General features: G+C 62.5%; 15 protein-coding genes. 2 read left to right on the top strand and 13 right to left on the bottom strand.

Annotated features, from left to right (window positions below; translation table 11 throughout):
* Positions 1-113: 113 nt before the first annotated feature.
* From HU748_RS01235 to HU748_RS01175, 13 genes are all read right to left on the bottom strand, one after another.
* Positions 114-416: a phage tail assembly protein gene (locus tag HU748_RS01235; RefSeq protein ID WP_054891038.1), complete on the bottom strand. Its 303-nt coding sequence runs from the start codon at positions 414-416 to the stop codon at positions 114-116.
* Between the two features lie 11 nt (positions 417-427).
* Complete coding sequence (locus tag HU748_RS01230) at positions 428-937, bottom strand: phage major tail tube protein (protein WP_186718876.1); 510 nt, start codon at positions 935-937, stop codon at positions 428-430.
* 13 nt (positions 938-950) lie between these two features.
* The gene (locus HU748_RS01225; protein WP_186718875.1) at positions 951-2,117 is read right to left on the bottom strand and encodes a phage tail sheath family protein; all 1,167 of its coding nucleotides are present in this window, start codon (positions 2,115-2,117) and stop codon (positions 951-953) included.
* Positions 2,118-2,243: 126 nt separating this feature from the next.
* A complete protein-coding gene (locus HU748_RS01220) occupies positions 2,244-2,681 on the bottom strand; it encodes a phage tail assembly chaperone (protein ID WP_186718874.1) in 438 nt (145 codons plus the stop codon).
* 11 nt (positions 2,682-2,692) lie between these two features.
* Positions 2,693-5,413: a phage tail protein gene (locus HU748_RS26320; protein ID WP_186718873.1), complete on the bottom strand. Its 2,721-nt coding sequence runs from the start codon at positions 5,411-5,413 to the stop codon at positions 2,693-2,695.
* Positions 5,406-6,017, bottom strand: coding sequence for a phage tail protein I (locus HU748_RS01210; protein ID WP_186718872.1), 612 nt, complete (start codon positions 6,015-6,017; stop codon positions 5,406-5,408). The genes HU748_RS26320 and HU748_RS01210 overlap by 8 nt, the downstream gene beginning before the upstream one ends.
* A 1-nt stretch (position 6,018) precedes the next feature.
* Positions 6,019-6,900 carry a baseplate J/gp47 family protein gene (locus tag HU748_RS01205; protein ID WP_186718870.1) on the bottom strand — a complete coding sequence of 294 codons (882 nt, stop codon included), beginning with the start codon at positions 6,898-6,900 and terminating at the stop codon, positions 6,019-6,021.
* Entirely contained in the window at positions 6,897-7,223 is a 327-nt protein-coding gene (locus HU748_RS01200; protein ID WP_186667212.1) for a GPW/gp25 family protein, read from the bottom strand. The genes HU748_RS01205 and HU748_RS01200 overlap by 4 nt, the downstream gene beginning before the upstream one ends.
* Before the next feature lie 87 nt (positions 7,224-7,310).
* Positions 7,311-7,871 (bottom strand): phage baseplate assembly protein V, encoded by a 561-nt coding sequence (locus tag HU748_RS01195; protein ID WP_186718868.1) that lies wholly within the window; start codon positions 7,869-7,871, stop codon positions 7,311-7,313.
* On the bottom strand, positions 7,868-8,365 hold the full coding sequence (locus HU748_RS01190) for a hypothetical protein (protein ID WP_186718866.1): 498 nt from the start codon (positions 8,363-8,365) through the stop codon (positions 7,868-7,870). Before HU748_RS01190 ends, HU748_RS01195 begins: the two co-directional genes overlap by 4 nt.
* An 11-nt stretch (positions 8,366-8,376) precedes the next feature.
* Complete coding sequence (locus tag HU748_RS01185) at positions 8,377-8,700, bottom strand: phage holin family protein (protein ID WP_054891048.1); 324 nt, start codon at positions 8,698-8,700, stop codon at positions 8,377-8,379.
* Positions 8,701-9,240: 540 nt separating this feature from the next.
* Complete coding sequence (locus HU748_RS01180) at positions 9,241-9,975, bottom strand: XRE family transcriptional regulator (protein ID WP_186718864.1); 735 nt, start codon at positions 9,973-9,975, stop codon at positions 9,241-9,243.
* A 64-nt stretch (positions 9,976-10,039) separates the two neighbouring features.
* A complete protein-coding gene (locus HU748_RS01175) occupies positions 10,040-10,480 on the bottom strand; it encodes a hypothetical protein (protein WP_186718862.1) in 441 nt (146 codons plus the stop codon).
* Positions 10,481-10,627: 147 nt separating this feature from the next.
* Between HU748_RS01175 and mutS the strand changes: the two genes are divergently transcribed.
* Positions 10,628-13,198 (top strand): DNA mismatch repair protein MutS, encoded by a 2,571-nt coding sequence (gene mutS, locus HU748_RS01170; RefSeq protein WP_186667216.1) that lies wholly within the window; start codon positions 10,628-10,630, stop codon positions 13,196-13,198.
* 136 nt (positions 13,199-13,334) lie between these two features.
* Positions 13,335-13,658, top strand: coding sequence for a ferredoxin FdxA (fdxA, locus tag HU748_RS01165; protein WP_012315871.1), 324 nt, complete (start codon positions 13,335-13,337; stop codon positions 13,656-13,658).
* The last annotated feature ends 37 nt before the right edge of the window (positions 13,659-13,695 follow it).

The raw sequence follows: 13,695 nt of genomic DNA, 5'->3' as shown, positions 1-13,695 counted from the left end.
CTCAATCCGAAAGCCACCAGACCATGTCGCTGAACGACATGGTCATGATTTCGCTCGCGGAAAAGTTCAGCTCCTTGGCCAGCCGCCTTGCGGCGGCCTTCTGCCGGGTCGGGTCAAACCTCGTCGTCCTGCACCAGGCGAAAATACCCGGCCTGCAAGCGGCCGTAGTCCTTCAGGGTGAGGCCTTCGAGGTCCTTGATGCCGACTTCGGCCAGCGAGGCGAAGAGGTTCAGCTCGCGCTGCTCGTCGTCGCTGGCGCCGCCGGCCTGGGCGTTGCGCATGTCACGCACCGTCGGGGCCCGCAACGTCAGGCTGTCGACCTGAACGCCATTGGCCTCGCTCGGACGCGACAAACGCACCGTGACGCGGTCGGCTGCAAGGTTCAGCCATTGGGGCTGGCGGTTTTCCTGAGCCATATGCACCTCCCTTACAGGCCCAGCGCAGTACGCTGCGCCGCCAGTTGGTCGACACCATCGATCACCCGCTTCATGCCCAGGGCATCGATCTCGTAGACCAGGCGACCATCAACCTCCAGCTTGTAGTAGCTGAGCGCGACGCTGTGCTTGATCTCGGCCTTGTCGCCGGATTTCCAGTCGCCCATGTCGATTTCCTTGAGCGAGCCGCGCAGGGTGACGATGACTGGATTGATCTGGCCCTTGAGGCCCTTGAAAGCGCCACGGAACGTGCCGTTGAAGGCCGTGCCGTCGGCCAGGCCGAAGAACTTCAGCGACTCGCGGCGCACGCCGGTGGTGGTGAAGGCCGCTTCCTGTTTCTCCATGCCCAGGTCCATCTCGACCGGCATGTCCATGCCACCGGGACGATGCTCCTCCATCTTCAGGGTCAGCTTGGGCAGGGTCAGGCTGGGTACATCGCCCTGGAAGCTCACACCGTCGACGAACAGGTTCAGGTTGACCAGGGTTTCGGGAATCATTGCCATGTAGATGCGCTCCTTAAGCGGCGGAATCGAGGACTTCGGTCAGCCACTGGTTGGTGACTTCGACGCGGAAATTGGGGTTTTCGGCAGGCGGTACGTCGGTGAAGCGGATGTTCCAGTACACCTTGCCCTGCTCCAGTTGGCTGGCGGTGTTCAACTCCGGATCGGCGAAGACCTCGAAGTTGATGATCGCGCCCTGGTTCTTCAGGTCGCGCATGAAGGCCTGCAGGCCCTCGGTGACGTCCTTGACGTAGGTGGCGGTGATGGAGCGATCGACGGCCCACTTGTGGCCGTAGAGGATCGCGTCCATGACGATGTCCATGGTCCGCACGCGGGTGACGAAGGCCCACTTCGGATCGCTGGACAGGGTGCGGTTGCCCCACAGGCGGAAGCCGTCATCGCGAATGATGGTGGCGATGTTGGCGTTGTTCAGCAGGTTGGCGCGGCAGCTGTCGTCGCCATCGAGGAACTCCACCGGGCGGCTGGTGCCGGTGATACCGACAAACTCCTTGTTCGACGGCGAGGCCCAGAAGCCGTACTCGCGATCGGTGAAGGCGAACAGGCCGGCGACCCAGGCCGAACCTGGCGCATCCTCGGTGGCCTCGGCGACGGTGTCGAAGTAGCGCACGCCCGGATCGACCAGGAAGGCGCGCTTGGCACCGAAGTTCTTGGCGTAGGCGAGCGCGGCTTCGTCAGTGGTGCCAGGGCCGTCGATGATGGCGATGCCGCGCAGCTTGTCGGCCAGTGCCACCAGCGCGGTGCCGACCGCCTGGGTGGCGCTGTGCTTGGGCGCGACCAGCAGGCGCGGCTGGGCGTTGAAACGGCTCTTGCCGTCGAGCAGTGCCTGCAGGCCGGTGCGCTTGCCGTCAGCGAGCACGTTGCCGATGATCGCCGCGGTCTGCTCGGCCGCCTCTTCGAGCTTTGCCACGCCGCAGGCGACGATGACCGCCTTGGCGCGGCTGTAGATGGCACGACAGGCCTTGGTGATCGCCGCATCGGCGCCGAAGGCGGCCACGGCTTCACGCTCGCTGGTGATGAGGACGAGGTCGTTGGCCTTGGCCGTGACACCGGCACCTTCGGTGAAGGTGTCGACCAGGCCGATGATCGAGGACGACGGCAGTGCGATGTTGCGGGCGCCGGTGTCTACGTTGGTTACGGTGACGCCGTGGAAGAATCCACTCATGTAGGGTTACTCCAGGTTTGCGGATGAAATGAAAAGGCCCCGCGGGTGCGGGGCCTTGGGGTATCTGGTTCGAAGTGGACATTCCCCGTGCAAGGGGAAGCTACGAATCCCGATGATTTTTGCGAATCAGCTTGCTGCGGATTCGGACTCGACGAACGAAGGTGTCAGCGGACGCAGGGAGTCATCGGGGAAGCCTTCAGACTCAGGCCACTCTCTCAACGCCTGCCGGTAGCGCAGAAGCTCAGCGAACTGAGAAGGCGTCAGTGTTGGGGCGAGGTTCAACTCCTGCTGCTCGACATGCCTGGCCACAAGCCATTGACTCGTTTGCAGTTGCAGGTTTCGCCATACACGCTCGGCATTCGAAGACTGCTCAAGCGTGGGCGCGGGAGGGTCGACGAGAACGGGTAGGCCGTGCTGGTCATGGGCACGGAGCTTGTCTGGCGGAGGATTGCAAATTATCTCCCGAAACAAGTCTTCAGAAATCGTTACGGCATCCATTGGGATGTCAGCGTGGATACCTTCCAAATAGGTAGTGCCTGTGGTTTTGCTGTAATAGCGCTTCATGCAGTATTGCCTCAGTAACCAATAGCAAAATAGGGGCAGGCGGAAAGTGTGGGGTTGCCCCAGCCCACCGAACCCTTGGTGTAGGAGCCAATGTTCAGCACGTTCATTCCCGTGTTACTGAGCCCTCGGAACTGCCAGAAGGTACGCGTGGTACCACCAGGCTGGGTATTGTCATAGGCGCCTACCCAAAAACAACGATTTGGAAAAGCCAACGGAAAGCTGACATCCGCGTTTTCGGTGGTGTTAACGCTTGAACCGTACTGGAGGATCAAACCTCCGAGCCAAGTGGGCAGCATCAAGTAGCCGTTGGCGCCAAACTGCATGGAAAAGCCCCAGCGTATTTTCCGGGGGGACACTGCGGCGTTGTCTACAACGCCAGCATTGACCTCGGCCCGCGATGCGATACGCAAGGTGCCGGAGATGGTTTCACTTCCCTCTCTCGCTAGCGCAGCCAACGCGGCGACGTCGATCTGCCCTTGATTGATCGGCGCATTCCACGCTTTGATGCACCACATCACAGCAAGGTTACGAGGACGGGTTTCTGCTGCTGTCCTTGCCACTTTGGAGGCATCGAAGCGAGCCACATCACTGGCAGCGGCAGAGTTTGGGTCACGGGTGATGGTATTTGCTGGCGACGACTCGGCGTAGGAGCCGGTAAATACGCCTGAGGTACCTCCCAGCACTCCAAGCCCGGTGCCCGTACCACCACGCATGCCAAGCGATCCAACAAGGTTCTGCAAGGCATCGTCCTGATAAGAACCCATTCCCCTCCCAGCATCCACACCGCGCCCATGGTCCCAGCCACGCAGAAACTCACCGCGGTAGTCCGGAAGGCGGAAGTAACCGGCGGGATCACCGACCTTGTTGTAGGCTGCGCCCAGATAGGTCGCAAGATCCGGATAACCGGCACTGCTTTGTAAACTTCCGTCCAGCTCCAGATACCCCGCAGGTGGCGTGGCTATCGGGAATGGCACGATGGCACCGACCGGCATCGCGGATCGCAACTTGGCCAACTCTTCAACAAGCGCCGCTACGTCAATCTGCCCTTGGTTGACCGGCGCATTCCAGGCCTTGATGCACCAAATGACAGCCAGATTTCGAGGTCGTGTTTCAGCTCCGCCAGTGCTGCCAGAAATCAAACCGGCAATCGATCCATTCAGCGAACCTGGGGTTGTTTCCTTGTAGGCTTTCGCCGTGGAGGAGGCGCTGCTGCCGTACCCTTTGCCGAATATTGTGGTTACAGGGCCGGTGGCGCCCGAAACGCCGCTGGCACCAGACCCGGCCCCGACGTTATCAATAAAGCCAACGTCTTTGTGCTCGTGAGACTTGAACGACTCGTCCTGGAAGCTGCCAAGGCCACGCCCGACATCTACCCCCCGCCCATGGTCCCAACCCCGCAAGAACTCACCCCGAGAATCCGGCAACCGGAAGAATCCGCTCTGCTCGTTCCCTTTGTTGAACGCACCGCCCAAATAAGCAGCAAGATCCGGATAGACCGCGGCGCTCTGGGTACTGCCATCGACTTCAAGGAAGCCTGCAGGCACCGTACCGCGTGGAAATGGCAGCATGGTGCCGACCGGCAATGCCGAAGCTGTCTTCAACAGAGCCTGGATCTCGGCCTTGGTGTAGGTGTTGGCAGACTGGAACGCGCTGAATGCGAGAATTTCCACCGACTCACCGAGCGTGCAAGGTGCCATGAAGGTGATGCGTTGCCCATCGGACAGGTAATCAGTGACCTCACGCCCGTTGCGCAGGACGATGGTACTTCCAACGGTGTGTGCGACCTCGAATATCGTCTGCCCGACCGAGGCCTCGAACGAATAGCGCTCGAACGCCTTGCCCGCGCCGACACCGCCGCCAAGCTGGAAGTAGGTACCGTCATGGTTGAGGTCATACAAGGCGCCAGCGCGAATATCGCCCCCCACCAGGTCGACCAGACCAGCTGTGCCGGCCTTCTTGACGGGCACGGCGGCGAGTCCGTTGACGCGCACAGTAACCGCTCCCGTGTTGGTCGCTGTGGCCTTGAACTGGAAGCGCTGACCTGCGGCATAAGCTGTCAGTGCGGACTCGCTGCTCTTCAGTTCGAGCACCAGGGCGTCAGCGCTGCCCTTGGCGTCGCCCAGCCAGGCCAACGGGCCTGAATCCTTCGCAGCGTCGGCCCGACGCAGGTACTGGGGATGCGGGTCGGCGGCTTCCACATGGGCTTTGAGCTGATTACGTGCATACAGCTCGGCGGCTTCGCGCGCCTTGTCCACATAGTCCCTAGTAGCCAGCACGATGCTCGGGTCGATCTTGAGATTGACGTTGGCGACGTTACCGAAGACTACGTGCATGCGGATGGTCTGGGTTCGCCCGGACCCTTGCGCCAGCAAAGGCTTGTAGCTCGGTGCAGGTTTGGCAATGGCGATCAGGTTGCCATTGGCATCCTCCAGCGCCAGTTCGCGAATCCACCAGCCGCCGATCTCGGGAGGCAACACCAGCTCTGCCACCAGCACACCCGGATCGGCAGGTGATGGATAGAGCGCGTTGAGTTGCGCCCGATAGACTTGTCGTACCAGAGCGGTCTGGGTTGGCTTCGGTGTCGGGTCGGGGGTTTGCGAGGGCTCACCGCCGGCATCGCCGATGAGCATGTGGGTGATGTTCCAGGGCAGGCCCAGCGCAGCCGTGTTGGCCTGCTGGGCAATACCGATGTTGGTCAGGAACCCACCGAATTGAGTGGTCGAGTTAGCCATTTAGGTAGATGTCCAATAAGTCCAGGGTGTGGTCGTTAACCAGGTTGAAAGCGTCCAGACGCACTTCGATATCTGCAGCCTCCCAGGGATAAACTTCCAGTAGTTCGCCCTCGTTCAAGACGACTGCCTGATAGGCGCGGATGAAGGTCTCGAGGCTGATATCCAGTCCGATCAGGTGTCGACTGACCGGCTTTGCGTCCTCGATCAGGCGTGTCAGTTCCTGGTAGGTCTGTTCGTCAATGCCGCTGTCCTCTACGCCCACCTTCAGCGCAAAAGTCCCCGGCACCCCGGCGGGCTGCGCCTGCCACCACTCCTCCACCTCGATGAGGTAGCCGAACGGCTCGACCACCCGCCTGAGGGCGCCGAGGGTGCCTTTGTGGGCGTGGACGAAGAATGCTGAGCGGATCACCGAGCGCTTGACGGTGTCGCTCCAGCTGTCGTCCCAGCGATCCACCGACCAGGCCCAGGCCAGCTGGTAGAGCAGGTGCGCGGGGCAGGTGTCGGGGTTGTAGAGCTGGCGCAGGGTGACCTTGAGGTCTTCGTCGCCAGCCGTTTCGATGGCCCGCTCCAGCGGGGTGCGGTTGAGCGGCAGAAGGCTGTGCATGTCAGCCTCCCCGCTTGAGGTCGAAGCCTGTGCACCAGGCTGCCTGGGCCTTGCTCGGGCGGATGTCGGTCCAGTCGATCAGCTCGACCCGACTGACGCCGTCGATGTGCAACTGGGCGTCGATGCCGGAGCGGGCGACCTCGACACCCAGGCGGCGCCGCGGGTTGATCCAGGCCTGCAAACGACGCCGGCACTCGCTGAGGATGGCCTCGTACTCGGGGCCGTTGTCGGCCATGTGCAGCACGGCGTCGATCCGGTATGGCAGCACCTGGGCGCTGCGCACATTGACCCGGTCGGCGACCGGGCGGATGTCCTCGTCGTTGAGGTAGGCGTTGACCTCGTCGAGCAGCGCCTGGGGCGCGACACCGTCGTCATCGATGCTCAGCACCGTGACATCGACCACCGCCGGCGACGGGCTTTCGGCGGTCGCGTCGGCGACCCGTCCCGAGGCGTTGCGGGCGTGGAGGATGTAACTGTTGCGCGGGCCGGCGGTGGTCAGGCCTTCATAGACCAGTTGCACACGCTCGCGCAGGGCGTCGTCGGATTCGAGAATCGCCTCGGTGGGTGGAACGGTGGCGGGGTCGGCGGCCTGGATCACCAGACGCTGCAACGAAACGTTGGCCGCCAGTTGGTCAAGGTCGCGACCCTGGGCATAGGCGAGCAACAAGGCCTTCGCAGCATCATTGATGCGTGCCCGGTTGAGCAGCTTTCGGTAGGCGCCGACCTCGAGCAGCTTGGTGACCGGATCGCTTTCCAACTGTGCCGTCCAGCCATCGCCCATATGTGCACGAAAGGTCTCGAGGTCGGCTTCGTACAGCGCTTCGAAATCCAGATCCTCGAGCAGTTGCGGGGCGGGCAGTTTGGACAGGTCTACCTGACTCATACGCTCACCTCCACCAGGGCGTCATCGCCCAGATAACGGCCGCTCAGGGCCAGGCTGACCTGGCCGTCCAGCACGGCCACGACCTTCACCCGCTCCAGTTGCAAGCGCGGCTCCCAGCGCCCAAGGGCGCGAGCGACCTCTGCCTGTACCGCACTCTTCCAGCCTTCGTTGACGGGCAGGTCGACATAGCGGCGCAACTGGCTGCCGTATTCCGGGCGCATGCGACGGCTGCCCAGTGGGGTGGTAAGGATGTCCTCGATGGATTGGCGCAGGTGAGCGATCCCGGCCAATGGCAGGCCGGTGCGACGGTCCAGGCCGATCATGACGCGTCTCCCGGAAAATCCCGGGCGCGTTGATGGGTATCCATTGCGTTCTCCTGGCATTAAAAAGCCCGCGATGGCGGGCTGGGTTCAGTGTTTGTGGTTGGGCGTGTTGCCGGCGGTATCGATGATCCGCCCGCCGCCGTTGATGTCGCCGCTGACAGTCAGCGGGCCGTTGACCGTGACCTTGCCGGTCAGGGTGATGCTCGAGGCCTCGAGGGTGATCGCGCCATCACTGACCACCAGGGTGCTGGCACCGACCTTGATGCGCGCGTTGCCGCTGGGTAGTTCGATGTCATAGCGCCGGGCCTGCCAGTCGTAGATCAGCGAACCGCCGTCATCGAAGCGCCAGACCTCGGCATGCTCGCGGTTGTCTGGCGGGAGGCCGGCATTGCCATACAGCCCGGCAAAAAAAGTACCTTGCGCCGGTTCGCCACTGGGGCTGAGCAACACGCCCTGCTCACCCAGGCTGGGCGCCCGCCAGTGCCGGGCCTTGCCGGCCGCCTGGGCATGCCAGCGCACCCAGGCGCTGGTCCAGCCGCCACCGTCGGACACCCTGACCCGCGCAGCGGCCAAGTCCACCGCCACCACGCGGCAGGGAATCACCAGGGTGGCGAGCATGCGGTCATGCGTGGCACTGACATAGCTCATGCCAGGTCCTCCGGGGCGATGTACTGGCTTTCATTACCGGGCCCCGTGTCTGGACTGAAGCCCAGCCTGAGGCTGCCCGGCGGCTGGTCGGGCCAATGCCATTGCAGTTCGCCCAACAGCACTGGCTGGTCCCAGCGCACGCGCCAGCCAGCACCGGCGAAGAAAGCCCGTACGTTGCGGCTCGGCTCAACGAAGTCGAGCCCCCATAGCTGCTGGCGCAACAGGTCCATCAGTTGTGCAGCCAGCACGCTGCCCTGCAGGCGTGCCTCGGGGTTGGTGGCATCCGGGGTGATGTCCGCCTCGAAGGTGGTGACCAGCACCGAGCGTCCATCCCTGGGCGCAGCATCGGCAGTCATGCGCACGATGCCATGGCGCAATGCCGGCAATGCCGGGGTATTTCCTGCTTCCGTATAGGCATCAACCGATGCCAGTTCCGGAATCGCCTCTCGAATCGTTGCGGTCAATGCCGCATGCAAGGTGGCCAGTTCGCTCATGTGCCGCACTCCTATCGTTCGTCCTTCAAACCAAGGCGCCTGGCTGCCCAGCGTTCATAGAGGCCGATGGCTACATCGGCCCCCGCCATGGCGGTCAGGCACCCGAAGGCGCTAGCGCTCCAGATCGACATGCCGCTGGCATACAGCAGCATCACTGTCGACACCCCACACACCATGCAAGCCCCCGAGCGCAGCGCCAGCCGCCGTAGCAGCGACCAACCTCGGGCGCCGGCCTTGTCGGCCCGCCACATCTCACCGGAAAGCCCTCCCAGCAATGCCAGGACGATCACCAGCCAGAGCGGCATCTCCAGCAACGCCTGTTGCTCGTTCGTCACTGTCCTGTCTCCTGTGTCATGGCCACCGACGAGTGCCGGTGGATCCCTTGCCGTGTAACGCGGCATTCCAAAAGGCCCGTCCGTGCAGGCCCTTCAGTAATGCGTTGTCGAACCGTCGGTCACATCTGGTGACACCGGCCGGTTCCGCTTCAAATTGGTGACTCCGACCGCGGCCCCCTGCCCGCCGGATAACTGATCGTGGTGCTTTACGCTGCACACCCGGGCCAGTTGCCAACCCTCTGAACAGTCAAGGCCTGTTCATCGCTGCCTGTGTAACAACCGGTTGCTGTCCGGCTTGAGATACAGGCTATGCACTAATGCATATGCAGTCAATGCATTTTTGAAAATATTTATGCATGAGGAGTTGCTTAAATGCATGAAGGCCTTGTCGTGTATGGCCTGTAGGGCTTTTCAGAGAGCCTAAAAATTTGTAGGCCCGGCATGGTTTGTGGCGGCGGGGGATGCAAGGCGGGAGGTGGGGATACTTCGTATGCATGAAAAAACCCGCCGAGGCGGGTTTTTATCCAGCGGATTTGCGGGTCAGCGTGCGTACATGCCCCACCAGAAGACATGCCCGAGCAGGCTGATCTGCTCTTCCTGCATCTGCTGGAAACTGTAGTCTTCGTCGGGGTGTTCATCACGGTTGAAGCTGCGCAGGCGTATGCCGGTGGGCAGGCGATAGACCTGCTTCACCCGCAGCTGGCCATTGTGGTTGATGGCGTAGAGATCGCCATCGATGATATCGCCAATGGCACATTTGCCGGTGTTGACGCCGACCGTCGCGCCATCGCGCAGCACTGGCAGCATGCTGTTGCCGCGCACCGTGACGCACTTGGCCTGGTCGAACTGCACACCATTGTGGCGCAGGCTGCGCTTGCCGAAACGCAGGCGCGCGCGCTCGCTTTCCTCGATGACGAATCTTCCTGATCCTGCTGCCAATTCGACCTCTCGAAGAAATGGAACGGACACCTCGTCATCCTCGACGGGGGTTTCATCGTCCCACAGGCTGATGTCGCTCAGGTCCACATGACCATGCATGGGCTGCGCCTCGCGGGACTCCCCCAGCTCCATGCGGCCACGCAACTGATCGGTGCTCACGCCGAAGTAATCGGCGATTCTGGAGACATGCTTGTCTGACGGATCGACAATTTTCTCGCTAAGGATCCGAGACAGGGTGGATTGCGGTACACCCGTGCGCCGGTGCAGCTCCGTCGGGGACAGGCCGTGGCGATCGAGCAGTTCTCTGAGTACAGTGGCTACGTTGCGCTTTTGCATAAAATGCATATTGCTGCAGATCGATGGGAAATGCAAATGCATGCAACACACCCCGAACCTGCGATCATTCAGGGATACCCGTCACCGTATGCACTGCCCGCATCGCACAAGGCGGACGCGCGCCCTGGGGCTCGATCTGCTCGCACTTGCGCAGCAACGGCAACGCGTCGCTGAACTGGATTGCAGCGACCGTATCGGCATGCTGCTGCGACAGGAAACAGTGCTCGAAGCGGTAGGCCGCATACACATCGGCCTGCACCGGTTCATTGTCATAGACTTCGGCCACGATCTCGCGCAGCAACTGGCGGGTCGGCTCGTCCAGCCTGGCCGGTATCCCCTGCAGCAACTGCTCCCGCGGTGTCCCGCCAGCCCGTGCCTGGACCACATGCCGCGAAGCCTCTATCGAGGCCTGCATGCCCTGCGGAAACGGGCACTGTGCAGCCGCCATGAGCGGTAACGGCAGGCTCAAGCCTGCGACCATCAGATAAAACGCCACCCTTGGCATGGAATTCCTCGCGCGGTGTTCGGGGCTGCCCGGAAAATCGACCAATCATAGCGATGCCCTGCCCTTTGTGTCCTGCAGCAGGTAAAAAAAGCCTGTACCATTGCCGGTTTCGAAATTGCCACCAGACCACCTGTTTCAAGGCCCTGAATGTCTGATCTCTCCGCACACACCCCGATGATGCAGCAATACTGGAAGCTGAAAAACCAGCACCCAGACCAGCTGATGTTCTACCGCATGGGCGACTTCTACGAAATCTTCTACGAAGATGCGAAGAAAGCCGCGAAACTGCTGGACATCACCCTGACCGCGCGCGGTCAGTCGGCGGGCCAGTCGATCCCCATGTGCGGGATTCCGTTCCACTCGCTGGAAGGCTACCTGGCCAAACTGGTCAAGCTCGGTGAGTCGGTGGTGATCTGCGAGCAGATCGGCGACCCGGCCACCAGCAAGGGCCCGGTCGAGCGCCAGGTGGTGCGTATCATCACGCCAGGTACGGTCAGCGACGAGGCGCTGCTCGACGAGCGCCGCGACAACCTGATCGCCGCCCTGCTGGGTGACGAACGCCTGTTCGGCCTCGCGGTGCTGGACATCACCAGCGGCAGCTTCACCGTGCAGGAGATCAAGGGCTGGGAAAACCTGCTCGCCGAACTCGAGCGCATCAACCCGGTGGAACTGCTGATTCCCGACGACTGGCCACAGGGCCTGCCAGCAGAGAAACGCCCTGGAGCGCGACGTCGGGCGCCGTGGGACTTCGATCGTGACTCGGCGCGCAAGAGCCTGTGCCAACAGTTCGCAACCCAGGACCTCAAGGGCTTCGGCTGCGACAAACTGACCCTGGCCATCGGCGCCGCCGGCTGCCTGCTGACCTACGCCAAGGAAACCCAGCGCACCAGCCTGCCGCACCTGCGCAGCCTGCGCCATGAGCGCATGGACGACACGGTGATTCTCGACGGCGCGAGCCGTCGCAACCTCGAGCTGGACATCAACCTGGCCGGCGGCCGCGACAATACGCTGCAGTCAGTCATCGACCGCTGCCAGACTGCCATGGCCAGTCGCCTGCTGAGCCGCTGGCTGAACCGCCCGCTGCGCGACCTGAAAGTGCTGCAGGCACGTCAGGATTCGATTCGCTGCTTCCTCGACGGCTACCGTTTCGAGAAGCTGCAGCCGCAGCTCAAGGAAATCGGTGATATCGAGCGGATTCTCGCCCGTATCGGCCTGCGTAACGCTCGCCCACGTGATCTGGCGCGCCTGCGCGATGCCCTTGGCGCCCTGCCCGAACTGCAGAACGCCATGGCCGAGCTCGAAGCGCCCCACCTGGCCCGCCTGGCGGCCATCACCGGCACCTACCCGGAGCTGGCCAGCCTGCTGGAGCGAGCAATCATCGACAACCCACCTGCGGTGATCCGCGACGGTGGCGTGCTCAAGACCGGGTACGACAGCGAACTCGACGAACTGCTGGCCATGAGCGAGAACGCCGGTCAGTTCCTGATCGACCTCGAAGCCCGTGAAAAAGCCCGTACCGGGCTTGCCAACCTCAAGGTTGGCTACAACCGTGTGCACGGCTATTTCATCGAGTTGCCAACCAAACAGGCCGAGCAAGCGCCGGGCGACTACATCCGCCGCCAGACGCTCAAGGGCGCCGAGCGCTTCATCACGCCTGAACTCAAGGCGTTCGAAGACAAGGCGTTGTCGGCCAAGAGTCGCGCCCTGGCCCGGGAGAAAATGCTCTACGACGCGCTGCTCGAGACCTTGATCAGCCACCTTGCGCCGTTGCAGGACAGCGCTGCGGCCCTGGCCGAGCTGGACGTTCTGAGCAACCTCGCCGAGCGAGCCCTGACCCTGGACCTGAACTGCCCAAGCTTCGTCGACGAGCCGTGCCTGCGTATCGAGCAGGGCCGCCATCCGGTGGTCGAGCAGGTGCTGACCACGCCGTTCGTGGCCAACGACCTGGGCCTGGACAACAGCACCCGCATGCTGATCATTACCGGCCCGAACATGGGCGGTAAATCTACCTACATGCGCCAGACTGCGTTGATCGTACTGATGGCGCATATCGGCAGCTTCGTGCCTGCAGCGCGCTGTGAGCTGTCGCTGGTGGACCGCATCTTCACCCGCATCGGTTCCAGCGACGACCTGGCCGGCGGCCGCTCGACCTTCATGGTAGAGATGAGCGAAACCGCGAACATCCTGCACAATGCCACCGATCGCAGCCTGGTGCTGATGGACGAGGTCGGCCGCGGCACCAGTACCTTCGACGGCCTGTCGCTGGCCTGGGCCGCCGCCGAACGTCTCGCACAGTTGCGCGCCTACACCCTGTTCGCCACCCACTACTTCGAGTTGACCGTACTGCCGGAGAGCGAGCCACTGGTGGCCAACGTGCACCTGAACGCCACCGAGCACAACGAGCGCATCGTGTTCCTGCACCATGTGCTGCCAGGCCCTGCCAGCCAGAGTTATGGCCTGGCAGTGGCGCAACTGGCGGGTGTGCCGTCGCAAGTCATCCTGCGCGCCCGTGAGCACCTCGGCCGCCTGGAAAAGGCCAGCCTGCCCCACGAGGCGCCGGTGACCAAGGCCAAGGGCGAACCGCAGGTGCCACACCAGAGCGACCTGTTCGCCAGCCTGCCACACCCGGCCATCGAGAAGCTGGGCAAGCTGGCGTTGGACGACATGACACCGCGTCAAGCTATCGAAATGCTATATCAACTGAAGAACCTGTTATAACGGCCAGCCGCGCAAGCTGGTAGAATCCGCCGCGGTTTGCCGGAGCTGCAGGTTATTAGCCTGGCCTGCAGCCAACGTGAACCGCGCTGCCCTGGAAGGAAGGGCACGCTGCCGTCGCCTGAGGAGAAAATTAGAAATGACCTTCGTCGTCACCGACAACTGCATCAAATGCAAGTACACCGACTGCGTGGAAGTCTGTCCGGTGGACTGCTTCTACGAAGGCCCGAACTTCCTGGTCATTCACCCGGACGAGTGCATCGACTGTGCGCTGTGCGAGCCTGAGTGCCCGGCACAGGCCATTTTCTCGGAGGACGAAGTGCCTGCGGGGATGGAGAACTTCCTCGAGCTCAACGCCGAGCTGGCTGAGATCTGGCCGAACATCACCGAGCGTAAGGATGCCCTGCCGGACGCTGAAGAGTGGGATGGCAAGCCAGGCAAGATCGCTGATCTGGAGCGCTGACCGCTGCAGTGACAAAAAAGGCCCGCAAGGGCCTTTT

The sequence above is a fragment of the Pseudomonas sp. RW3S2 genome (assembly GCF_014268955.1).
GTDB classification, from domain to species: domain Bacteria; phylum Pseudomonadota; class Gammaproteobacteria; order Pseudomonadales; family Pseudomonadaceae; genus Aquipseudomonas; species Aquipseudomonas wayambapalatensis.
This window is presented reverse-complemented; position numbering and strand designations above follow the sequence as displayed.